Genomic DNA, 23472 nt, shown 5'->3' with positions numbered 1-23472 from the left:
CAACTGCAAGGGCAGTTTCAAAGTACAGGCCGACGGCGCCTATAATTGCAGCTGCCACTTCGACGGCGACTTATAGGCAGTTGGCGCTTTCGTGGGGTGTGTATCCGGTGCTTGTCAAGCCTAGTCGGAGTACTGACGAGATGATATCTGAGGCTGTGGACGGAGTAATGCGCGCCGGGCTTGTTAAACCCAACGATACAATAGTTCTGACAGCAGGCGTTCCGGCAGGCGTCCCCGGTAGGACCAACTTAATCAAAGTCCACACCGTTGGCCAGCCAATCACAACATAGTTCCATGCTAAACCAGCTGTAAAAGAAAGAAAATAATACCTCTCTTTCATCGGCAAGTAAAGTAAATAAAATAAGGCAATTGGGTGGGGGTAGTAATTCGATGCCCAGAGCAACTCCCAGCATTTTTTTGATGAGGACTCCAAAGCTACGGAAGCGCCCTAAAAAAGCGTATAGGTTTTTATTAAACCTAGGTTATTCTTTTGCAACCATACTTGCAGTACTCTGCTTATGGCATATCGTAAGCAAGATTACTGAGCCTTACATCCTTGACTCTCGCGAATCTCGAGAGAAAACGCAGATTGAGCGGGAGATAGCCCGAATTGAAGCTGAGAACCGCAATCTAAGGAGCGAGATTGCATACCTAAAGACGAAAGATGGAATCGAGGCAGAAGCAAGAAAGCTGGGCATGGTTAAAGAAGGTGAGATTGCGCTTATAATACAGAGTCCAAGCAAGGAAGATTCGGAGCGAAGTGCAGGTGAAAACGCCCATCCAAACATATGGCAGAGAATAGCGGGCGAAATTGCAGGCTTTTTTGTAACTGACGATAGAGAATTACGCTAGAACTAACCATAGATTTCAGTTTGAAATCCTGCTATAATTTAATAGCTAGAATTTAATTGCGAGGGCTTTGGTGGGCACCCCCTGGGTGTCGGGCCAAAGCCCTTTTGGGGTTTGTGTTGTGAATCTCGACCTTGTTTTGAAAATTTTCCAGGAAATGCAAGAGTTGCGCCAGGCGTGCGACGTGCTGCAAGTTGGCGGCAGGACAGTCCAAATTGAGGGACTGACTGCGGCTGCAAAAGGGGCTTTTGTTGCTGCCATCCATCGCCTTCTCAACAGGCCCTTGCTTTTGATTACTTTCAACTATGAGCAGGCTGAAGCGCTTTATGATGATATGGCCGCCTTCGGTTATGAAGATGGCGATGTAATCTTAGTGCCGCCGGCCGAGGGCATGACTTACCAAGAGGGCGATACTGATGTAGATGTCATTGGGCGGCGACTCTCGGCAATGATATGCTTGCTCGACAATAAACCAGTTGTTGTGATTGCTCCCATAGGCTCCGTTCTTCAGAAAACTATTCCTCCCAGCGTGCTGTCCGCCTCCAGAATAAGAATCGAGAACGGCGAAATGCTCGACCTTGAAGCTTGTGTGCGCGCTTTGGTTGACCTTGGATATGATCGTACGACTATGGTTGAGCGCCAGGGAGAGTTCAGCCAGCGAGGCGGCATTCTTGATGTATTTCCATCTACTGAAAGCATGCCTTATAGAATCGAACTATTTGGCGATGAGGTGGAAAGCATCCGCTCGTTCAGTGTAGAGTCGCAGCGTTCCCATGCAGAGACGGCTTACATTGACATTGCGCCAGCTCGTGAAATTTTGCTTGGGCCTGGGGTTGCAGAAGCCGCAGTTGCTAGCCTTCGCAAGCTCCTTGAATCTTCCATTTCGGACCTTGATTGTGAGACTCAGGCGAGGTTGGAAGACCATGTTGAGGATGATATCGCAAGGATAGGCAACCGTGCGTGCTTCGATGGGATTGAATACTACCTGCCTATCATTTATCAGAATGCATCATGCATGCTCGACTATCTGCCGCCAGATGTAATAGTTGTGGTTGACGAACCGCACCAGATAAAGTCGCATTGGGAACAGCTTTACCAAGAGCTTGCCGAGACTCGTGCAGCGCATGTAAAGCGTGGCGACATCCTACCACTTCCTGTGGACCATTTCGTTCCGTTTAACGATGCGATGTCGTTGTTGGCGGGTAGAGGTTGTAATCTCATTCTTTCACTTCTATCGAGAACGGTTCCTTGGTTTAATCCAGATACACGAATTGTGGTTCCATCCGCCCCGATGGATGCATTTGGTGGGCAAATGAATGTGCTCATAGAGCAGTTGAGGACTTGGCTTTCGAATCAATGCAAGGTTATATTGGTATCGAACCAGTCGCACAGGGTAGTCGAATTGCTTACAGAGCACGAGCTTTCTGTGGTGGATTTCGAAGACCAAAGTCGCGACGGTAGCGGCATTTGCGTTGTAAACGGAACTCTGCGGTCTGGGTTCAAAATTACAAATGCCAGGCTGATGGTTGCTACCGATGGTGAGATGTTTGGTCTGAGCAGGCTTCGACGGCCGAAGAAGGCATCCAGGCGCGGTTTGCCAATATCTTCGCTTCTCGAGCTTGCCGAAGGTGATTATGTAGTGCATATCAATCATGGCATTGGCCGATACCGTGGATTAACGAAACTCTCGGGTGCGTGCGGCGATCGCGATTACATCTTGATAGAGTATGCTGGCACAGACAGGCTGTACGTCCCAGTGGACCAAATTGACCGCATTCAAAAATATATCGGCGTTGAGGGACAGACGCCGACCTTGAACCGGCTTGGTGGTAGCGAATGGGCTAGGACTACTAAGCGAGTAAAGCAGGCTGTTAAAGAAATGGCTAAAGAACTTCTAGCTCTCTATGCAGCAAGGCAGACTATCGAGGGGCACAGTTTTGGACCGGACACGCCGTGGCAGCAGGAGCTAGAATCTGCGTTTGAATATCAGGAGACGCCGGACCAAATGGAAGCTATTCAGGAGGTTAAGCAAGATCTTGAGTCGCCCAAGCCGATGGACCGCCTAATATGCGGCGATGTTGGTTACGGCAAGACTGAGGTAGCCATTCGTGCAGTGTTTAAGGTAGTCAACGATGGAAAGCAGGCGGCAGTTCTAGCGCCGACCACTGTTCTTGCCCAGCAGCATTTCAATACATTCCGCGAGCGCTTTGCAGCCTATCCGGTCAATATTGAGATGTTAAGTCGTTTCCGAAGCCGAGCTGAGCAAAAGAAAGTCATCGAGGGCCTGCGAACCGGTGTTGTGGATGTTGTGATTGGCACCCATCGGTTGCTATCGAAAGACATAGAGTTCCGAGATCTTGGGTTGTTAGTGGTAGATGAAGAGCAGAGGTTTGGCGTGGCGCAAAAAGAGCGACTTAAACAACTTAGGAAAACGGTTGATGTTCTTACGTTAACTGCTACGCCGATTCCTAGGACCCTTCAGATGTCGCTATCGGGCATAAGGGACATGAGCTTAATGGACGACCCTCCAGAGGGCCGGATGCCAATTAAAACCTACTGCCGCGAATACGACGACAACCTTATCCGCGATGCGATTCTGAGAGAGCTAGACCGAGGCGGGCAGGTGTACTTTGTTCATAATCGAGTAGAGAATATCGAACATGTTGCTGAACATGTTCGCCGCCTGGTTCCCCATGCACGTGTTGAAATAGGCCATGGTCAAATGCCTGAGGATCAGCTTGAGAGGGTCATGCTTGATTTCTATGAGCATAAGTTTGATGTGCTTGTTTGCACTACCATTATCGAAAGTGGTTTAGACATTCCAAACGCAAACACAATAATTATTAATAATTCGGATAGAATGGGGCTTGCACAACTTTATCAGCTTCGTGGCAGAGTTGGGCGTTCGAACCGCCAAGCATATGCCTACTTGCTGTATGAACCGCATAGGATAATGTCTGAGACTGCTGAAAAGCGTTTGCAGGCTATCAAAGAGTTTTCGGAGTTGGGGTCTGGCTTTAGGATTGCGCTTCGAGACCTTGAGATACGGGGAGCGGGCAACCTTCTGGGGCCAGAACAGCATGGTCAAATGGCTGCTGTTGGCTTCGACATGTATTGTCGTCTTCTAGCCGAAGCAGTGCAGGAAATTAAAGGAGAAGAACCTGATAAGTTCGATCTTCCGCCGGCAGACCTGCCGATGGATGCAAATATCCCGACGGACTACATACCTAGCGAAGGCCTAAGATTGGAATTCTACAAGCGCATGACTGCTGTTCGATGCTTGAAGGATGTAGATGAAATTGCCGAAGAAATGAAGGACCGTTTTGGAGAGCTTCCAACCCCAGTGAAAAATTCACTCGATATCCTGAAGCTTAGGCTGAAAGCGTCGGGCATCGGCATTGAGGGAGTTACCTCAGACAAGCGCCAAGTAATTATCAAGTTTGCTCATGGAGTAAGGCTTGCGCCAGATGTCGGGTTGTTTTTAAAAAAGGAATTCCCTGGAGTGATTTTCTCAATTGACAGGGTTATTGTGGATGCAAGAACTCCAGAGCTCCTACCGCTCTTGAATAAAATTCTTGCTGCCCTGCCTGAGGCGCTTGAAGAATCTAAGCAGATGTATCTCTCCATACTAAGATAGACAGTGGTGCAGGATGACTAGAGTAGTTGTAATCGGTGGGGGCGCTGGCGGAATGCTTGCTGCTGGACGGGCTGCTGAATGCGGCGCAAAGGTAATTCTGCTGGAGCGAAATAGCATTCTTGGCAAGAAACTCAGAATTACTGGTAAGGGCCGGGGCAATGTAACAAATATCGCTGAACTTGATGATTTTGTGAGTGCTTTTGGTCCAAATGGCAAGTTTCTTTATGGTGCGTTTTCTAGGTTTTCCAATCATGATCTTATTTCCCTCTTAGAACGCCTTGGAGTCCCGACCAAGGTGGAAAGAGGAGGCCGCGTTTTTCCTCAATCAGACCGTGCCTCGGACGTTGCCGACGCATTGGAGCGCTGGCTTCGCGAGCTTAGGGTGGACATTCGTCTTGGAACAAGGGCTCATGGATTGGTTGTTGAGAAAAAAGACCAGGGTGGAGGGGATAATGAGGAGACACCAAACAAGAAGGGTCGTTCCTATTCTCCTGCGTTCATCTCATCCTTTATTTCAGGCGTTAGGGTTTTCTCTGGAGTAATTCCAGCCGATGCGGTTGTTTTGGCGACAGGAGGCATTACGTATCCTAGAACTGGTTCGACTGGCGATGGATACCGGATTGCCGCGGAGGTTGGACATACCATTGTTCCTCCAAAGCCATCGCTTGCTGCTCTAGAGACGGCGGAACCGTGGGTTTCCCAACTCCAGGGACTGAGCCTTAGAAATGTAACGGCTACTTTATTTTCCGAAAAAAAGAAGCTTGCTAGCGAGTTCGGCGAGATGCTTTTCACGCATTTCGGAGTTTCGGGGCCAATAATTCTCACGCTAAGCAAGGTTTATGCTGGGCTGACGCACAAGTCGGGGGTATCAATTTCCATCAACCTTAAACCCGCTCTGAGCCGCGAGCAATTGGAAAGCAGGCTCATCAGCGATTTTTCCCAAAAGAAGCAATTTAAAAATTATCTTCCCGACCTGCTGCCGAGGACGCTTATTCCAGTTTTCATTCACCTGAGCGGTATTCCTGCTGAGCTCCCTGTGAATCGCATAACGAAAACTCAGCGAAAGAAGATTATTGATTTGCTTATGGACTTCCGACTTCAAATAACAGGCGCCAGGCCTGCCGAGGAAGCGATTGTAACGTCCGGCGGTGTATCTCTAAAAGAGATAGATCCTCGCACAATGGGGTCCTTGTTGGTATACGGTTTGCATTTTGCGGGTGAAGTAATTGATATTGATGCCACAACCGGTGGGTATAATCTTCAAGCGGCGTTCACCACTGGTTGGATTGCAGGCGAAAGCGCGGCAAATGTTTTGTGCGCTACAAAGAGAACCCAAGAGTCAAACTCTTGATTGAATGAAGGGAAATACGCATGCAGAAGGGAAAATAAAGGATTGATAAAGAAGAAAGCTGAGGTGCTTTCCAATGAAAAAAGTCGCTTTTCTTGTTGTTCTAATTGTTACTCTCATGGGGTTTGCGTCGGCCGTGTTTGCAGTTGGTCAGCCTGGTGATGTAATCATTGGCCAGGAGGTGGTTCTTCGGATTCGGTTCCCAGCGGGCGGCTATTCGGTTGAGAAACGGGCGGAAATTGTCACACAGAGGATTAACGAGCTGCTAGGTTCCGAACCCTTTGAGCCTTCTGATGTTAAGGTTGCGATTCGTAATAAAGAGTATGCTGTGCTCATCGGTGACAACATTATCATTACTGCGGATAAGGAGACGGCAAGGTTCAACAAGACAACACCGGAAAAGCTTGCTAATATCTGGGCAGAAAACCTGCGGCGTGTGATTCCCAAAGCAAAAGCCGAGCCGAGGTAGGCATCGTTGCTGTGAGGAAATTAACCGCAAGATAAAGATAAGCTATAAAGAAAGCCCCAGTGAAATGGCTTTGTTTGCCTTAAGTGGGGCAGACAAAAAAATTTTGGGGAATTGAGGGAAGATAGCTATTAATCGTTCCTCTCAATTCCCCATTATTAGTTCTTATGGTTTATAAATGACTATTTGGAAAGCCCCTTGGACCTTGAAGTTAAGGATGGACCAGATTTCGACGAAAAGTTTTCCATTGGCGGCGCCTGTGACTGCTATGTTGGGCGTTGTTCCACCGGCGGTTACGGGTGTTACGATGGCAACATAGTTAGTGCCATCATAATTTTCAATTGTGCCGTCGTATTTTGTAATTGTAATATCGTACCGTTGAGCATCGTCGTTTAACTCGCAACTTATGTTAGGTGTACCCGAAGCTTTTGTTCCGTTGGAATTAATATAGGCGTAGGCAATCGGATTTGCACGGTTGGTGGCTCCATCAGATGCTCCGGGGTATACCACTCGAATATCGCCTTCTGCTTTTATTGCGACTTTGTTTTCATTGTTGCGGCTAATTACGTGCAAGGCTGGGTTAGTATTTGAAGCTCCCTGGTCAAAGATACCAGCCGTTCCTGATTCAGAATAGCCGACGATTGCCGAACCAGTAGTTCCAATGCCTTTTATGGCATATCCTGTGCCTGAGTTGGATGCGGTGACGAGGCCATTTTCCGCGTCAACCGTCCCAGTAATTCCCATGGGGACCTGGATATCTGCGGGACTAATAGTGCCATCAAGTATTTTGGCGCTTGTGACAGAATTATCTGCCAGCATGGTGTCGGTCACGCCGCCGGGGGCGATTGAGAACTGGTTTTCGTTGAGTATTAGACCGGCGCCAGCTGTATAAGTGCCGCCGCTTTCATCGGCTGCAGGTGCCCATGCTGTACCATTCCACTTTATTACCTCTCCAGCTGAAGCTCCACTCTGAGAAAGATCATTGAGTTGTATCGTTCCATCGGCAATCTTTGAGCTATCAACCGAGTCATTTGCTAGCATTGTCGAAGTAATGGCTGCTGAGGCAATGGAGAATGAAGTTCCTGTCAAAGTGAGTCCATCGCCGGCTGTATATGTGGTATCGTTGTCATGTGCGGGAGTCCATGCTGTTCCATCGAACTTAAGCACCTCCCCTGCCGATGCACCATTGGAGCCAAGGTCAGCTAGAAGGATTGAACCATCCTGTATTTTCTGGCTAGTGATTGAGTTGTCGGCAAGTTTCTCAGCAGTTACTGACCCATTGGCAAGCATGGACTCTGTTATGCCCTGAGGTGCGACTGAGATGGTATTGTTTGCAAGGTTTATGCCTTCTCCGGCTGTATATGTGGTATCGTTGTCATGTGCGGGAGTCCATGCTGTTCCATCGAACTTAAGCACCTCCCCTGCTGATGCACCATTGGAGCCAAGGTCAGCTAGAAGGATTGAACCATCCTGTATTTTCTGGCTGGTGATTGAATTGTCAGCAAGTTTCTCGGCAGTTACTGCCCCATTGGCAAGCATGGACTCTGTTATGCCCTGAGGTGCGACTGAAAAGATATTTTCACTCAAACTCAATCCTTCGCCAGCTGAATAGGTAATAGGCTCCTGCCATGTACCCACCCCTTCAGCGTCAGATGTCAATACTTTTCCAGTGCCAGGCATTGTTGTCAGTTTGAAGCCTGTCATTTCTGCGATGCCCAAGAATTTGGCAGCTGGTCCAGTGCCAGATGTCGAGATGGTCAGTGCTGGGCTTGAATTGGCAGGATTGCTTACGGAGAACTGGGCTGCTGGACCAGTTCCGGAGTTTGTGACTGATAAAACAGCGTTTGCACTTGAGGCACTACCTGAGTATGGCAGGACAAGATCCCCCGCGCGTATCGAGAATGGCGTAGAGTAGAGTTTTATCCTAGGCGACAAGGCAACTCCAGGGTCACCAACAACGATTTCAAGCCAAATGTCTTCATGTCCAGCGATGTCAGCTGGTGTGATTGGCTCGATTTCGGTTGTAAACACTCCACCGGAGGTTCTGACAGTTTTTTTGGTTGATGTCCAAAATGCCGTCCCTCCGCTCGCTTCTGAATATAGCTTAAATTGAATTTGGTAGTCGCCATCGGGTACAATCTGGCCTGTGGAGTCAGTCAATTTGCCTTGGTAGCTGATTGCGTTTGGCACGGCTTGTGCTGTTACCGACGAGGCGGCTAGAGCTAGGAGAACTGTGAACAGACAAAAGCTTGGTATGCGCATACTAATCCTCCTCTGTTTTCGCTCATTTTTAGGAAAACCCTGTTAGCACATGAGCTTGCTAGTTGTGGTATATATCATTTATGCGCATACCACTAAATAATTAAACCAAAACGCTTATTTTTTATAGGATATATTTGCTTAGGTCTTCATTTTTCACAATATCTTCAAGTTTCTCGCGTACATAGGCAGCGTCAATTGTGATAGGGCTCGATGTTAGTTCGGGTGCGTTGAATGATATGTCCTCAAGTAGTCGTTCCATGACTGTGTGAAGCCGCCGTGCGCCAATGTTTTCCGATTGGGCGTTGACCTCCGCTGCGATTCTAGCGATTTCCGAGATTGCATCCTTTGTAAAAGTTATACTGACTCCTTCAGTTGCCAATAAAGCGGTGTATTGCTTTACTAGCGCATTCTTAGGCTCTGTGAGTATTCGTTCGAAATCTTTTTCCTGTAAGGAGTCCAGTTCTACTCTGATAGGTAGTCGTCCCTGCAGCTCAGGAATAAGGTCCGAAGGCTTTGTTACATGGAAAGCACCGGCAGCGATAAATAGGATATGGTTCGTCCGTACGGGGCCATATTTTGTGATTACCGTTGAGCCTTCGATTATGGGAAGAATATCGCGCTGGACGCCCTCGCGGGAGACTTGTGGCCCACCGTCGGTGCCCTTTTCTCTGCCTGCAATTTTGTCAAGCTCATCCACAAAAATTATGCCTGATTGTTCAGTGCGTTCGATTGCTTCGCGAACTACTTGATCGTGGTCTACGAGCTTTTGGGCTTCCTCGAGGGCAATAATATCTTTTGCCTCACGTATTGTGACTGTTTTTGTCCTTCGGCGGCGAATTATCGGGCCGAGCATGTTCTGGATATCCATGCCCATTTCCTCCATGCCTTGTGGGGTAAAGACTTGGAGGAAAGGCGGGCCGCCGCTCTCTTCGACCTCTATCTCAATTTTTTGGTCATCGAGGACCCCCTCAATCAGCTGCTTTCTTAGTTTTGCTCGAATTCTCTCTTTGCGCTGGCGGTCCTCCCGTTCGAGCTGTTCAGATTCAGGGGTCTCTATATGCTCAGGCTGTGGTTTTTGCACGCCGAACAATTGGCCAACAATTTGATATGCTGCGTCGAATTCTCTTGGACGATGTTCTTTCTCAGGTTTGGAAATCGGTTCCATTATGTCGAGAATCCGCTCGATTGCTAGATTTTTTGCAATGTCTTGCACCTCAGCAATCTTCTCGTTCTCGACCATTCGCACGGCAAGTTGAACTAAGTCTCTAACCATTGAGTCAACGTCACGTCCGACATAACCAACCTCTGTGAACTTTGTAGCTTCGACCTTGATAAACGGTGCGTTGGCTATTTGGGCTAGACGGCGGGCAATTTCGGTTTTGCCAACGCCTGTTGGGCCTATCATTAAAATGTTTTTTGGGATGACCTCGTCTCGTATTTCCTCGCTTAGCAGTCGGCGCCTATAGCGATTACGTAGGGCAATTGCCACTGCACGCTTTGCCCTTTCCTGTCCGATGATATATTTGTCCAATTCCTCGACTATTTGTCTAGGGGTAAGATCCTCCATGGTGAACCTCGCTGGTAACAAACACAGAACTTATCGAAAAATATTTTTCGGTAATTACTCGAGTACCTCCACTGTTATTTTATCATTTGTATATACGCAAATTGTAGACGCAATAAGCAGAGCTTCTTTGACAATCTTTTCCGCAGGCAAATTTGAATGGCGAGCTAACGCACGTGCCGCTGCCAGGGCGAAACCGCCGCCAGAACCTATTGCTGCGATTCCATCGTCTGGCTCGATTACTTCGCCATTCCCTGAAAGAACCAGTACGTGTTCCTTATCTGCAACAATCATCAGCGCCTCGAGTCGCCTAAGTATTCTATCAGTCCGCCATTCTTTTGCGAACTCTCGGACGGCGCGAAGGAGATTGCCATGTGATTCTTCTAACTTTGCCTCGAATTTATCGGAAAGCGTGTATGCATCGGCGACCGAACCAGCAATGCCGGCGAGAACCTTGCCGTCGTACATTCGACGAACCTTTTTTGCCCCTTGCTTCATTATTGTGTTCTCGATTGTTACCTGGCCGTCGCCTGCAATAGCTGTCTTGCCGTCGCGGTTTATTGCGACAATTGTAGTAGCGTGCATGAAGATACCTCCTGGTCACGAGTGGTCGGAATCTTTATCGCCCAAAGGCCAGCTTTCAACACCACTTTCTTCCACTCTCGCCCTTGGATGAGCCTGGTCATATACCTCTTTTAAGCGTTCGCGGGTGACATGGGTGTAAATTTGGGTTGTGGAGATGCTGGAATGTCCAAGTAATTCCTGAATTGAGCGCACATCTGCCCCGTGCTCGAGCATATGCGTGGCAAAGGTATGGCGAAGAACATGAGGGCTAATCTTTATCTCTTCGCTTACATCGTTGAAGTATTTATCGAGCAGGCGGTGCACACTTCGCACGGTGAGCCTACGCCCAAATCTATTGAGAAAAAGCGCATTTTCCGTGACGCCATCCTTGCGTTTCGCTAGGAGTTTGGAACGGCCGAAGTTGATATAGGCATCAAGGGCTTCTTGTGCTGGCCTTCCTATGAAGGTAATCCTTTCCTTGGAACCCTTTCCAAGCACTCGAATCTCGCCGTTGGTGAGGTCAAGGTCATCCAGGTTGATACCCACGATTTCGCTGACTCTTGCACCAGTGGCGTAGAGCACCTCGAGTATTGCCCTATCGCGCAAGCCGATTGGCTCAGCCAAATTCGGCATTTGCATAAGCGCATTGATTTGTTCTTCCCGCAGGAATTTCGGTAGCCTTTTTTCGATTTTTGGCCCAGATAACCCTATCGTCGGGTTGGAGCTCATTAAGCCCCTTCGCACCAAATATTTAAAAAAGGCGCGCAGTGATGAGAGCTTTCGGGCACTAGATGTTTTGCCGATGCCGAGTCGATGAAGGCGCGCCATGTATCTTCGCACTACCTTTGCATCGATGTGCCAAGGCTCAGTAACCAAACCTTCGTCATCGAGAAAGGCGAGAAACTGTTTGATATCCGTCGCATAGCTCCTGACCGTGTTCGGCGAGGCGTTCCTTACAGCTTGCAAGTGATTTATGAAACGCTCAAGTTCTTGGTGCATGGAAATCCCTGGAATATTTGATAGACAGCTAGGAATAACGGATATGATGCAAAGGTAACCTTTGCTTGTTACTTTCCCAAACTGTCACTCTATTATTCCAATCTCCCAAGAAAACCTTTATTCGCTTCGAACATTTCGTCAACCATGGACTTGATCTCGGCCAAGCTAAGTACAGCCGAAGTTAGCGGATCGTAATAGATTGCGTGGTATATTTTTTCACGATCGCCCTGGAGGCAACCTTCGACTGCTAGTTCCTCACACTGGGCGCTGATGCTGTTCAAGAGCGCACACTGAGGTGGAAGTGGGCCAACCTTGATTGGGTCGAGGCCACGTTTGGATGCAAGCACTGGCACCTCTACACAACAACCTTGTGGCAGGTTGTCTATAATACCGTTGTTGCGCACATTGCCATTAAACTCAAAGAGGGTACCGTCGCCAAAGGTTGCATTAAATATGCTTGCTGCGTATTCGTGTCCCCTTTCAAGCCGCACGGGTGCTTCAAGAGCTGCTTTGATGCTGTCCCTCCATGTGTCCTCTCGTCGGAGATATTCATTGAGTATGTAGGCGTGATGGCCTGGATTCCAGCCGGTTCCGGTGGTGCAGTATTTTTCAATTAGGTCTGGGCGTTTCCTAAACCAAGCTACATACTCAGAGTTGTGACCGCTAGATTCGGTTACATAATATCCGAGATGCAGGAACATCTCGTTCCTTACTTGTTCATGGTTATATATTTCTGGTCTCGTTGTAATTGCCTCTCGAATGAGAGGATAGGCATCTTTGCCGTTCCATTTGAAGTCCAAATACCAAGCTTGGTGGTTGATTCCGGCACAATGATAAGTAATCTCCTCGTATGGTGCGCCAATCCAGCTAGCAAGCATCATTGCTGTTCCTTGAACGCTATGGCATAGACCTGATATCGTCAGTTTTGGATACTCGCTTTGCATTGCTCGACATAGCATTGCCATTGGGTTCGTGTAGTTTAGCACAATGGCATTAGGAGCATACTTTTGAATGTCTGCAGCAATTTCAAGCATCACTGGGATTGTTCTTATGGCTCGGAAAATACCCGAAGGCCCCCTTGTATCACCAACGTTAATGTCAACTCCGTATTTTTTGGGAATTTCAATATCTGTGCGGAAGACTTGAGGGCCTCCTTGGAGAATGGTAATTAGAACTCCGTCTGCACCTTCTAGAGCTTCTTTACGGTCAAGTGTAGTGATTACTTTTGCAGGGTATTTTCCTGCTTCTATGATTCGGTTGACTGCAGCTTTGCTGAAGTCAAGACGCTCTTGATCAATGTCCATAAGTGCAAGTGTGCTGTCTGCAAGAGCAGGGAACGTGAGAATGTCCCTGACAAGGCCGCGAGTGAACCCGAAGCTTCCCGCTCCGATAAATGCAATTTTGCGTGGCATAATTAGAATTCCCCTTCTACTTTATATTTATAGATTAGCGAAATGACGGAACCATTTATCTTAAAGGCAACGAGCTGACTTTCATGTTCATGCGTGGCATCGTTACCTGGCTAGCTCCACCATATCATTACTCCGCAAGCCATAAAATTTTCCTCCTACGTTTACAATTTTTCTTGGTTTATTTGTCATGGTTTAGCATCCGAGCCTGTATATTGTCTTGGGCTTGGTAGGGTTTAGCTTGTATCGTGCCGATGTAGCGGCACGGTTCGAATTATCCTATTTCATCAAGTGCCTTTGAGATCAAGTATGCAATTTGAAAATAAGTCAATTTTTTGTTTAGTTTCCAAAGGAATGTGATATGTTAATGTCGAAACGTTTATAAACAGCTGGTGCGTCTCCTTGCCAATTACTTAAAAAGCTCTCTCTTAATTTTTCAAGAGGCGGGAATTAATACTTTTCAAAAAGGGCAAAAATTGCCTGGTTGGTTGCTATTTTGGCTGCTATATGGTATCCTGAACTGCAAAAATGCTGCTGAAATCATCCTCAATAACGGGCAACTCATAGTACCTGCCGGGGAGCGAAGAGATTAAAATGGAAAATTCGAAGGATGCCTCTGAGTTGCACCCTACTATAGAGTTAAGCGAAGCTTTGAAAGAGGAAGCGCTCCGCATAATAAACATAAGCCTTGAGGAGGCGCGGACCCAACATCCCCTTGATGTACCTGGGATTTTTTCATTTGAAAGGCCAACTCTTGGACCGACGGTGCCGATTAAACTTTATCGTGCAGTACGCCTGCTTGCATTTCGTGAATTGCTCGGGTCAAATCTTTCGGCGGCGATGTTGAACGTCGCCGGCCAAATGGTGGCGCAAAAAATAGGTATTCGTGGGCCTGCAGATGTTATTGATGCGCTTGAAGATTTTGGAGTGGGAAAGGGAACAATCGAAGAGCAAACTGATGACCATCTCGTCATAAGTTTGAATGAATGCGCCACATGTTCTGGGGCGCCGAACATCGGCGAGCCACTCTGCCATTTTGAATCAGGCATTATGTCTGCGGGCTTATCAGCCGGGTTGGGCACAGAGTTTACAGTCGAGGAAACGCGGTGTTGGGGATTAGGTGATACGACTTGCCTTTGGGTAGCTAGGCGTTCTGATGGGCAATCGAAAACTCTTAAAGACCTCGAACCACTTGAGATGGTAGCCATGCTTGCCGGGAAAGCCGCTACTGCCCTTGATACCGCAGTTACAATACGAGAAAAGAATCGGCTTATCCGTGAGGCATATCATGAGCTCCGTCAGTCCGAACGAATGAAAAAGGATTTAATAGATATGATAGTACATGATATGCGCACACCACTGTCCGCGGCCATCAGCTCGATGCTTACACTGGCGGAAATGACTAAGCCTAGGCTTTCCCCTCAAGAAGAGACTGTTCTCCAGATGGCGATTCACGGGGCTCAGACACTCCTTGGCATGATAAACGACCTCCTTGATGTTAGTAAAATGGAAAGCAATAAAGTCACCTTACACAAGACGCCTACTCGGGTAAATGAGGTGCTTCGGGAAGCCATTAGCCAGGTAGAAATTCTTGCTAAGCGCAAACGATTGGAGCTCCATCGCCGTGTTCAAAGGGGCTTGCCTGAGTTGGAAATAGACCGTGATAGGATAGTGAGGACGGTTGTTAATCTTTTAAGTAATGCGGTTCGCCACACGCCGCCTGGTGGGCGTATATCAGTTGAGGCAAATTTAACTGCCGATAAATCTTCGGTGGCGGTAAGCGTAAGTGATACAGGTGAGGGCATTCCAAAAGAATACCATGCACGAATCTTTGACAAGTTCGTCCAAGTCGAGCCCCAATGGTCGCGCAGAAAGCTGTCAACCGGCCTTGGTCTCGCTTTCTGTAAGCTCGTTGTCGAAGCTCACGGCGGCACAATCTCGGTGGAGAGCGAGCCGGGCTGCGGCAGCACTTTTACCTTCACCCTTCCTGTTCGAAGTAGCTAGCATTAACCTACACACCCCTGGTATTTTTACCTGTTTATTACAAAGCGTTTAAAATTCGCTTGAAGTGCGTTATTCTCCTTGTAACATTGCCAGAAAAGTGCAGGGTTGCGCGTATCTGGATTGCTTTTTCACGTTGCCTGCGCACAAAATATGAGCTTGGGCTGCTTCTCTTTAACCCAGCTATCCTATCTACCGCAATAGCAACCCAAGTTACAAAGCAAACCCGGCTTTTTGCAAGTGTTGTTCCCTGTTTAGAGCGTTCGTTTTCAAGCTTGAAATATGCAAGAAGACCAAGATAAGTCTTTTATAGCCGTATGACGATAATATCGCCCAAATTCATGTTGTTAGGCGGTAAGCATATATAGCGAATTTTATTCTTGGTTTTCACTAGTGGCTTGGCTAGCATAGTCAAAAGGAAGTTTTAGTACGGTACAAAACTGCTGACGGTCTTCCTATGCATCTTATTGGCGGTTGCTTGCATGGCAGGCATTTGGGCACAAGAATCAACATCGTATGATGTCCATAAGGAGATTGCATTGTATGGCAATCTTAAGCAGGACGATATCCGGCTTATTGGCGATGCAGATGGTGACGGCGACACCAATGATTATCAGGACCTCGTTGCGGTTGCTAACACGCTTGGTGGTCCCAACTACATGAACACGGTTTAATTTTTAAAAGTAAAATCTTGCATGATCTCGTCGTGCCGATGGTTTTTATAAATCCCTGTTTTGCGGGCGTTCTCTCCGTTCATTTGACAGCTACTCTGGGTTATGGCAAAATTTTGATGTAACCCTAGGATGAAAAATTCTGGGGCGGAAGGAGAATTTTCAAGTGCCAAAGGTGGCATTTCATACTCTTGGTTGTAAGGTTAATCAATACGAAACGCAGAGGATGGCGGATGCACTGCGTGCTAGTGGGTATGATGTTGTTGACTTTGCTGATTCAGCCGATGTTTATATCATAAATAGTTGCTCGGTAACACATACTGCTGACAGCAAATCCCGGCAGGCTGTTAGAACGATTGCACGCCGTCACCCAGGGGCAAGCGTCGTACTCACCGGTTGCTATGCTGAGACATCGCCTGATGAAGCTCGTGGAATCGAGGGTGTATCGCTCGTATTGGGGAACCGGCACAAAGATGCCATCGTAGAATACATCGGGCGGCTTCTCCCTAGTAAGGTGAGTAAAACAGACATGGCGGCCTCGGTTTCAAGGGCGGCTAGTGCTAGAACACGCGCGCTGGTGAAAATCCAGGATGGATGCGACCAATTTTGCTCATATTGCATCGTGCCTTTTGCCAGGCCAACGATGTGGTGTAAGCCGGCAGATGAGGTTGTTGACGAGGTTACTCAACTAGCCGACCGAGGATTCAAGGAAATTGTTCTCACTGGCATAAGGCTCGGGCGCTACGAATATGGTGGGACAAACCTTGTTGGACTTCTTCAATCGCTTGTGAAAGTCTCGGGGATTGAACGTATCCGACTGAGCTCGATTGAAATGACCGATGTGCCAATCTGTCTTCTTGAAATAATGGCTAGCGAGAAAAAAATATGTCGCCACCTACACGTGCCGTTGCAAAGCGGCAACGATGGAGTACTTAAGCGAATGAACAGGCCCTACACTGCGGAAGAGTTCGAACGGTTTGTTGAAGAGGCTCGTTTAAGGGTGTCGGATATTGCGATAACGACCGATATTATGGTAGGCTTCCCGGGCGAAACCATTGAGGAGTTTGAAGAGACGTACCGTTTTGCAGAGCGGCTGGAATTCTCACGGGCACACATATTCCGATTTTCACCAAGACAAGGTACAGCAGCATATTTGATGCCAGATGATGTTTCACCGGTTGAGAAAAAGCGGCGGAGCGAGCTATTAATTGAATTGGCAAAGGCTCATTCCGAAAAGTTTGCAAAGCGGTTTATCGGTAAGACCATGGCCGTATTGGTTGAGGGCAATAAAGAAAGCAAACTTCGCTCAGGCTTTACCGATAATTATATTAGGGTTGTTTTTAAAAACGACCCTAAATGCGAGGCTGGAGAAATTGTACAGGTTAGAATTGCCGATGTGAAAGAAAATCAAGTTTTTGGGGAAATCATAACAAGTAACGCGTGATTATCGTTAGAGTAGCGTCTGCGCTATTCTGGGAGGTAGACTTCATGGAAGGGTGCATATTCTGCAAGATTGTGCAACGTGAAATTCCAGCTCAAGTAGTATATGAGGATGAAGCTATTCTCGCCTTTAAAGATGTGAATCCAGTTGCTCCAGTGCATGTACTTATTATTCCTAAGGAGCACATTGCGGGGGTGCTTTCACTTAATCAAGAACATTCGGAAATAATAAAAGGGATTTGGCTAGTTATCCCGAAGCTTGCTCAAGAACTTGGTATTGCGGACAGAGGTTTTCGGGTTGTAGTCAACTCAGGTCCGGCGGCAGGTCAAAGCGTGCCGCATTTGCATTTCCATCTGTTGGGAGGCAGGGCTTTGAGCTGGCCTCCAGGTTAGACTTGACAACGGAATTAAATAAATATATAATGGTTTTGACCTCCAGCGACTGACGGTAGGGCTGCGCAGCCGCGCAGCCAGTTTTATTGCAATAAAGTTTTTTCAATGGGGTTAAGTTGAAGAACCCTTCAACCGAAACTTGTATATGGAAGGTATTTTATTAAAGCGATTAAATAACGTAGGGGGGGACACTGATTGGCGCAAGTCCAAGTGCGGGAAAACGAATCAATAGATAGCGCCCTAAAGCGATTCAAGAAGGAACTTCAACAGGCTGGCGTTCTGAAGGAAGCCCGCGAGCATGAGCACTACGAGAAGCCTAGCGACAAGAAGCGCAAGGCCGAAGCTGCTCGGCGGCGCAAGCTCATGAAGCTCAACAAGGGTTAATACCTAAGGTTTGCCAACCGCGAGGCAATTTGGTATGTCGTTGCGGGAAAAGCTAGAAGAAGATTATAAAGCGGCGATGAAAGCCAAGGATACTCTCCGAGTATCGGTAATTCGTATGGCGCGTAGCGAGATCCGAAACGCGGAAATTGCTAAGCGCCGTTCTCTTACTGAGGAAGAAATCGCTGAGGTAATCACCCGTGAGATTAAGCGACGGCAGGAGTCCATTGAGCAGTTCAAACAAGGCGGTCGGACAGATTTAGTTGAGAAGGAAACCGCTGAGATGAGAATTCTCTCGGAATATTTGCCTGAACAGCTCTCTGAGGACGAAATAGCCGGGATTGCGCAAGAGGTGATAGCAGAACTGAAAGCTGCGTCAAAGGCAGATAAGGGTCGGGTAATGAGCGCCCTTATGCCGCGCGTTCGTGGTCGAGCAGACGGAAGATTAGTCAGCGAGATAGTCGACCGCTTGCTTGAGCGCAGTTCTGCATAATATGATTATTTTTAACTCCGTTGCCCAACCTGGGCACCGCAAAAAGGACCTGGATAAGCGAAAATCGGCATTATTGAGAGCAGGGGGTCCGCGTGTGATATTGGCCCTCTGCGTTATACTCATCTTGTCGGTCCTCCTCTCAATGCATCTACTTCCTGAGAAGGTATCACTCCGGGTTGGCGATATCAGCAACGAAGAAATTCGTGCCCACAAAACGGTCCGTTATATAGACACAATTGCAACGGAGCGTCTCAGACAGGAGGCGGCTAAAAGAACCGACAAGGTCTATACCGTCGTTCCAAAGGCTGCTTCCGAGACTGGCGAGGCTTTCGCTCAAATTATAGATGTCCTCAAGCGTGCTAGGCTCGACCCCACCCTATATTCCGACGAAGCCAGGATTGCTTACGTGAGCCGCAACCTTCGCCCAGACTTGCAGGAGTGTGTGGACTCCGAAGCTTTGAGAATTCTGCTAAAAGCTGATGCAAAGACCTTTGATCAGATTCAATCATACGCAGAGCCACTAATGCGTCAGATTGTTGATAGGGAGATTCGTGACATTCCGGATGACGTTCCTGTCGTGCGTGCAGAGTTTCGAAAGCGTCTTATAGAAATTTTAGGAAATACCAAGTATGCTGCCGCAGTCTCGAAGATAGGCGGTAGTCTTATAAGGCCGAACCGCCTGTTCGACCCAGAAGCTACAAAGAAGGCTCAAGAGCGGGAGATGCGGATGGTGCCCCCCAAGTATGGTCAGATTCTTCTCGGCGAAGTGGTTATTTCCAAAGGCGAGCGCGTTACGCCTGAGCACATAGACAAATTCACTGCATTGGGGCTAAGCCATCCAAAGGCGGATTATGTCACTATGATGTGCATAAGCATACTTGTTGCTTGTGTAGTGATTTTCACGCTTCTTTATCTTGCGCGATACCATGCACGGATATATAGGTCCACAAAGTTGCTTGGATTACTGTCTTTGATAGTAGTCTTAAGCGTTTTGGGGCTGAAGCTAGGCGGCGCGGCACTTGGTTTGAATTTAAGTGGCTCACAAAGCGGCTATTTTGGGATGATTTGGATTGCTACGGCGGGCATGCTCACTGCGACGCTGATTAATCCGCAGGTCGCCGTCATGATTGTGGCGCTTCTGTCGGCGATGACAGGATTTGCGATGAATCAGGAGCTACGGTGGGCGCTAGCGGCGTTAGTTAGCGGTTTTGTAGCAATCTATTCGGTATCCGACATCCGCCACCGGTCGGACCTAATGACCGCGGCAGTAATTGTGTCGTTAACTAACCTTGCGATAGTGTGGTTAATTGGACGTGTAGGCGGCGACGATGTAAGGACGCTTTTTATAGGCTCGGGATGGGCTGTTGTCGGAGGAGTGAGTTCTATAGGTCTGTTTTGGTTGGGGACGACCGCATTGGAAAAGCCTTTCGGAATCACGACCCACAATCGCCTCTTGGAACTGGCGGATACGAACAACCCTATATTGAAGCGGTTATTAATGGAGGCACCGGGTACATATAGTCATAGCATATTTGTGGGAAATATAGCAGCAGGAGCTGCTGAACAAATTGGAGCGGACCCGCTACTTGTTCGCGTTGCGGCATATTATCATGACGTAGGCAAGATGAAGCGGCCGCATTTCTTTGTGGAGAACCAGTATGTTGAAAATGCTCACGATGGGCTGAATCCCTCGCTAAGTGCATTAGTAATTAGGTCGCATATCAAAGACGGCCTCGAGCTTGCGAAGGAATACAAATTGCCGCCATTGATATGCGAATTAATGGCGCAACATCATGGCACGAGCGTCGTAAAATATTTTTATCATCAAGCTACAAGCGAAGGGAATAACGAGTCGGACATGCTCGAACAGCATTTCCGCTACGACGGAACTAAGCCGCAGAGTAAAGAGGCTGCTCTTTTGATGCTGGCTGATTCGGTCGAGGCTGCATCGCGGAGTTTATCGAAGCCAACGCCTAGCCGCATAGAAAATCTCGTGGATAAGATTATTGATGATCGTTTAGCTGATGGCCAGCTTGACGAATCAGATTTGACTTTTAAGGATATAAGTCGAATTCGAGACTCATTTGTTCGAACGCTGACGAGCATGATGCATGCTCGTATCGAGTATCCTGAACTTACAGGGACCGAAGGAAAGAAATCTGCAAATGGAAGTGCTAATAAAGAATCTTCAGAAGAGGCAAGTGAATCAGGAAAGGTTGAAAAAGGTCGTAGCCAAGTCACTGCAAGTTGAGGGATTTAACCGACCTGCAGAGGTTAGCATTGTCCTTACAGATGATGAGATGATTCGCGAATTGAATAAAGAATATAGAGGTGTAGACTCGCCAACAGATGTTCTTGCCTTTTCGCAATTGGAAGACAAGGAAGTAACTTATGAAAACGACCAAGTTGTGCTGGGTGATATAATAATTTCCGTGGAAACAGCCGAAAAACAAGCAAGGGAGCATGGTCATTCACTTGATGATGAAATCAGTTTGTTGGTTGCACATGGCATGCTCCACCTTCTAGGTTATGGTGACCAAACTGAAGCGCAGGCAGCTGTAATGCGGGAACACGAAAAGGAGATTTTGGAACAATCAAACGATGGAAGATCTAACTAAAGAGGCAATTGATCAGTCTACGGATGATTCAGAAGCACCAAATGTCAAGCCAAGGGGCATTTTGGGAGGATTCAGGTATGCGGTTAATGGCATACTTGATGTCTTTCGCACACAGAAGCACATGCGCTTTCATTTCGTTATGGTTTTTCTTGTGCTTCTTGTTGCTCTCCTTTTCAATTTAGAGAAAAGGGACATGTTGGTGTTACTTTTTACGATTTCACTTGTATTAATTTGCGAGATGTTCAATTCAGCCATTGAGGCTGTTGTGGATATCATAGCGCCTACATATCATCCACTAGCAAAATTCGCCAAAGATGCCGCGGCTGGTGCTGTTCTTATTTCGGCTGTAACGGCTGTCATCGTTGGAGTCATATTATCTGCAGAGTACTTCGACCTAGGCGGCTTTGGTAGTCCGGTTGGAGGAGAAAGGCCGGGTCCGCTGATGCGGGTGTTTCTCACTGGCGTAATCCTGCTGGTACTTATCACAATTATCAAAGTATTGGGTTCGAAGGGAAAGCTGTTAAGAGGAGGAATTGTGAGCGGTCACACTGCCGCAGGTTTTTTCCTAGCAGCTTCGATTCTATACATCTCGAAAAACAATCTTGCCGCAATATTAGGTGTTGTGCTTGCGCTCCTTATTGCCCAGAGTCGCGTTGAGGCTAAGATTCATTCACTGCAGGAGGTTATCATCGGCGCCGTGCTTGCAATGCTAGTCACGGCTGTCGTTTATTGGTTTGCACCAGGCTAAGTTTAGACTGTGGTTAGTTTCATCCTTTTAATGTTCAGTTTAGGGGGTGTTTTATTACTTGGGTACAGATGTTGACCCGTTCAGTTTTGCCGGGATGGTAGGAAGCACGGGCAATCCCGGCATAGTTAAGAGCGTTATTCTCATATTTCTGCTGCTTTTCTGTAATGCATTCTTTTCTATGGCAGAGATAGCGATTGTATCCGTGCGCAAGACAAGAATAAAGCAGCTTGTGGACGAAGGCGTCTCTCGAGCAAAAGCGGTTCAGAGGCTGCTTGAAGACCCCACCCGCTTTTTGGCGACGGTGCAGATGGGCATCACCCTCGTTGGGTTTTTCGCCTCAGCGGCAGGTGCCGCTACGCTAGCCGAACCACTAGCAAAGTACCTTCAGGCGACAGGCATTCCAATCATCGCTGACAACCCAATTGCGTCAGCGGTCGTGCTCTTGACCCTTGTGATAGTCTTTCTAAGTTTAGTAATTGGGGAGACTGCCCCAAAAAGTCTGGCTCTCCAGCACGCCGAAAAAATTGCATTGTTGGTTGCCGGTCCAATGCTTTGGCTTTCGTATCTCACGGCACCGTTTGTTAAAACAATCACAGCCGCAAGCAATCTGTTTGTCAGACCTTTCGGTGGCAGAGCTAGCTTCTCACCGCCAATTCTAACTGAGGAAGAGCTCAAAATGCTTGTGGAAGCCGGCGAAGAGGAAGGTGTTCTCGAAGAGGAAGAAAAGGAGATGATTCATTCCATCTTTGAGTTCACCGATACCGTCGTGCGAAAAGTTATGACGCCGCGGACCGATATGAAATGTGTCGAGGTAAATGCCTCGGTTGATGAGCTTCTAGATGTGATAATCCGTGCAGGGCATTCACGCGTGCCCATATACGAAGATACAGTGGACAATATCGTCGGCGTTGTTCATGCAAAGGACCTTCTGAGGGCGTTGCATGAAAATGGCAAGAAGGTCAATATCCGAGAACTCATGCGCCCGCCGTACATCGTTCCCGAAAACAAAAAAGTGGACGAGCTTCTTGCGGAGTTCAAGAAGAGCAAGATTCAAATGGCTATCGTTGTGGATGAATATGGCGGAACAGCAGGCTTAGTAACAATTGAGGATATTCTCGAAGAGATTGTTGGCGACATTATGGATGAGTATGATGTCGAAGAACCTATGACCGAAATACTAGATGAAAATACTATGATAGTCGATGCGAGAATTCCCATCAGCGAAATAAACGAATTAATGGACATTCAGCTGCCTGAGGAGGAATTCGACACCATAGGTGGCTTTGTATTTGGTTTATTTGGTACCCAACCTCACCAGGGTCAAGCGGTCGAATATGACGGCATAAAGTTCGTTGTAGAGAAAACAGATGGCCGTCGTATTCAGAAAGTTCGCATTATTAAACCCCCTAAGTCGCCTGAGGGTGAAGAAGAAACAGAAGGGGGCGGCTCTGCGCGGTAGTATAGTTCTGCTGCCAATTTTTGGAATATCTTGCCTCCATAATAACCATGCATAGTAAGAATTTCACTGAAATTCCGCTCATTATTGCTGCCTCCTTCTGTTTTTTGTTAGAGTTGGGATGTATTTGAGCATGCCAACCCATGTCTTGGATTAGCCATCGTGCTTTACAG

General features: G+C 47.6%; 20 protein-coding genes. 15 read left to right on the top strand and 5 right to left on the bottom strand.

Annotated elements, in window-relative coordinates; all coding sequences use genetic code 11:
- The 5 genes from QHH26_05280 to QHH26_05260 form a co-directional block, all read left to right on the top strand.
- Positions 1 to 290, top strand: a 290-nt coding sequence (locus QHH26_05280; GenBank protein MDH7481376.1) for a pyruvate kinase alpha/beta domain-containing protein, incomplete at its 5' end; no start/stop codon positions are given.
- A 100-nt stretch (positions 291 to 390) separates the two neighbouring features.
- A complete protein-coding gene (locus tag QHH26_05275) occupies positions 391 to 852 on the top strand; it encodes a septum formation initiator family protein (GenBank protein ID MDH7481375.1) in 462 nt (153 codons plus the stop codon).
- 118 nt (positions 853 to 970) lie between these two features.
- The gene (gene mfd, locus QHH26_05270; GenBank protein ID MDH7481374.1) at positions 971 to 4486 is read left to right on the top strand and encodes a transcription-repair coupling factor; all 3516 of its coding nucleotides are present in this window, start codon (positions 971 to 973) and stop codon (positions 4484 to 4486) included.
- Positions 4487 to 4499: 13 nt separating this feature from the next.
- Positions 4500 to 5837 (top strand): NAD(P)/FAD-dependent oxidoreductase, encoded by a 1338-nt coding sequence (locus tag QHH26_05265; GenBank protein MDH7481373.1) that lies wholly within the window; start codon positions 4500 to 4502, stop codon positions 5835 to 5837.
- 73 nt (positions 5838 to 5910) lie between these two features.
- Positions 5911 to 6303: a hypothetical protein gene (locus tag QHH26_05260; GenBank protein ID MDH7481372.1), complete on the top strand. Its 393-nt coding sequence runs from the start codon at positions 5911 to 5913 to the stop codon at positions 6301 to 6303.
- Between the two features lie 162 nt (positions 6304 to 6465).
- Here QHH26_05260 and QHH26_05255 read toward each other — a convergent pair whose 3' ends face one another.
- The 5 genes from QHH26_05255 to melA all read right to left on the bottom strand — a co-directional run bounded on the left by QHH26_05255 (position 6466) and on the right by melA (position 13101).
- A complete protein-coding gene (locus tag QHH26_05255; protein ID MDH7481371.1) occupies positions 6466 to 8562 on the bottom strand; it encodes a hypothetical protein in 2097 nt (698 codons plus the stop codon).
- Between the two features lie 121 nt (positions 8563 to 8683).
- Entirely contained in the window at positions 8684 to 10129 is a 1446-nt protein-coding gene (gene hslU, locus QHH26_05250) for an ATP-dependent protease ATPase subunit HslU (protein ID MDH7481370.1), read from the bottom strand.
- A gap of 54 nt (positions 10130 to 10183) precedes the next feature.
- Positions 10184 to 10711: an ATP-dependent protease subunit HslV gene (gene hslV, locus QHH26_05245; protein MDH7481369.1), complete on the bottom strand. Its 528-nt coding sequence runs from the start codon at positions 10709 to 10711 to the stop codon at positions 10184 to 10186.
- 15 nt (positions 10712 to 10726) lie between these two features.
- Entirely contained in the window at positions 10727 to 11689 is a 963-nt protein-coding gene (xerC, locus tag QHH26_05240) for a tyrosine recombinase XerC (GenBank protein MDH7481368.1), read from the bottom strand.
- A gap of 92 nt (positions 11690 to 11781) precedes the next feature.
- Positions 11782 to 13101, bottom strand: coding sequence for an alpha-galactosidase (gene melA / locus QHH26_05235; GenBank protein MDH7481367.1), 1320 nt, complete (start codon positions 13099 to 13101; stop codon positions 11782 to 11784).
- A 591-nt stretch (positions 13102 to 13692) separates the two neighbouring features.
- On the opposite strand from melA, the gene QHH26_05230 reads away from it, so the two are divergent.
- The 10 genes from QHH26_05230 to QHH26_05185 all read left to right on the top strand — a co-directional run bounded on the left by QHH26_05230 (position 13693) and on the right by QHH26_05185 (position 23302).
- Positions 13693 to 15102 carry an ATP-binding protein gene (locus tag QHH26_05230; protein ID MDH7481366.1) on the top strand — a complete coding sequence of 470 codons (1410 nt, stop codon included), beginning with the start codon at positions 13693 to 13695 and terminating at the stop codon, positions 15100 to 15102.
- Between the two features lie 479 nt (positions 15103 to 15581).
- Complete coding sequence (locus QHH26_05225) at positions 15582 to 15773, top strand: hypothetical protein (protein MDH7481365.1); 192 nt, start codon at positions 15582 to 15584, stop codon at positions 15771 to 15773.
- A 163-nt stretch (positions 15774 to 15936) separates the two neighbouring features.
- Complete coding sequence (mtaB, locus tag QHH26_05220) at positions 15937 to 17214, top strand: tRNA (N(6)-L-threonylcarbamoyladenosine(37)-C(2))-methylthiotransferase MtaB (GenBank protein MDH7481364.1); 1278 nt, start codon at positions 15937 to 15939, stop codon at positions 17212 to 17214.
- A gap of 44 nt (positions 17215 to 17258) precedes the next feature.
- Entirely contained in the window at positions 17259 to 17603 is a 345-nt protein-coding gene (locus QHH26_05215; protein ID MDH7481363.1) for a histidine triad nucleotide-binding protein, read from the top strand.
- A gap of 195 nt (positions 17604 to 17798) precedes the next feature.
- Complete coding sequence (rpsU, locus tag QHH26_05210) at positions 17799 to 17987, top strand: 30S ribosomal protein S21 (GenBank protein MDH7481362.1); 189 nt, start codon at positions 17799 to 17801, stop codon at positions 17985 to 17987.
- A gap of 34 nt (positions 17988 to 18021) precedes the next feature.
- Positions 18022 to 18477: a GatB/YqeY domain-containing protein gene (locus QHH26_05205; GenBank protein MDH7481361.1), complete on the top strand. Its 456-nt coding sequence runs from the start codon at positions 18022 to 18024 to the stop codon at positions 18475 to 18477.
- Positions 18478 to 18571: 94 nt separating this feature from the next.
- Entirely contained in the window at positions 18572 to 20728 is a 2157-nt protein-coding gene (locus tag QHH26_05200; protein MDH7481360.1) for an HD domain-containing protein, read from the top strand.
- Positions 20679 to 21095 (top strand): rRNA maturation RNase YbeY, encoded by a 417-nt coding sequence (gene ybeY / locus QHH26_05195; protein MDH7481359.1) that lies wholly within the window; start codon positions 20679 to 20681, stop codon positions 21093 to 21095. Before QHH26_05200 ends, ybeY begins: the two co-directional genes overlap by 50 nt.
- Positions 21079 to 21843 carry a diacylglycerol kinase gene (locus QHH26_05190; protein ID MDH7481358.1) on the top strand — a complete coding sequence of 255 codons (765 nt, stop codon included), beginning with the start codon at positions 21079 to 21081 and terminating at the stop codon, positions 21841 to 21843. The genes ybeY and QHH26_05190 overlap by 17 nt, the downstream gene beginning before the upstream one ends.
- A 58-nt stretch (positions 21844 to 21901) precedes the next feature.
- Entirely contained in the window at positions 21902 to 23302 is a 1401-nt protein-coding gene (locus QHH26_05185; protein MDH7481357.1) for a hemolysin family protein, read from the top strand.
- Positions 23303 to 23472 lie beyond the last annotated feature (170 nt).

It is taken from the genome of Armatimonadota bacterium (assembly GCA_029907255.1).
GTDB lineage: Bacteria > Armatimonadota > UBA5829 > DTJY01 > DTJY01 > JAIMAU01.
This window is presented reverse-complemented; position numbering and strand designations above follow the sequence as displayed.

Coding starts and splice junctions, on each gene's coding strand:
- QHH26_05275 (MDH7481375.1), top strand. CDS start 391: ATGCCCAGAGCAACTCCCAGCATTTTTTTGATGAGGACTCCAAAGCTA.
- QHH26_05265 (MDH7481373.1), top strand. CDS start 4,500: ATGACTAGAGTAGTTGTAATCGGTGGGGGCGCTGGCGGAATGCTTGCT.
- QHH26_05260 (MDH7481372.1), top strand. CDS start 5,911: ATGAAAAAAGTCGCTTTTCTTGTTGTTCTAATTGTTACTCTCATGGGG.
- QHH26_05255 (MDH7481371.1), bottom strand. CDS start 8,562: ATGCGCATACCAAGCTTTTGTCTGTTCACAGTTCTCCTAGCTCTAGCC.
- hslU (MDH7481370.1), bottom strand. CDS start 10,129: ATGGAGGATCTTACCCCTAGACAAATAGTCGAGGAATTGGACAAATAT.
- hslV (MDH7481369.1), bottom strand. CDS start 10,711: ATGCACGCTACTACAATTGTCGCAATAAACCGCGACGGCAAGACAGCT.
- xerC (MDH7481368.1), bottom strand. CDS start 11,689: ATGCACCAAGAACTTGAGCGTTTCATAAATCACTTGCAAGCTGTAAGG.
- melA (MDH7481367.1), bottom strand. CDS start 13,101: ATGCCACGCAAAATTGCATTTATCGGAGCGGGAAGCTTCGGGTTCACT.
- QHH26_05230 (MDH7481366.1), top strand. CDS start 13,693: ATGGAAAATTCGAAGGATGCCTCTGAGTTGCACCCTACTATAGAGTTA.
- QHH26_05225 (MDH7481365.1), top strand. CDS start 15,582: ATGGCAGGCATTTGGGCACAAGAATCAACATCGTATGATGTCCATAAG.
- QHH26_05215 (MDH7481363.1), top strand. CDS start 17,259: ATGGAAGGGTGCATATTCTGCAAGATTGTGCAACGTGAAATTCCAGCT.
- QHH26_05205 (MDH7481361.1), top strand. CDS start 18,022: ATGTCGTTGCGGGAAAAGCTAGAAGAAGATTATAAAGCGGCGATGAAA.
- QHH26_05190 (MDH7481358.1), top strand. CDS start 21,079: ATGGAAGATCTAACTAAAGAGGCAATTGATCAGTCTACGGATGATTCA.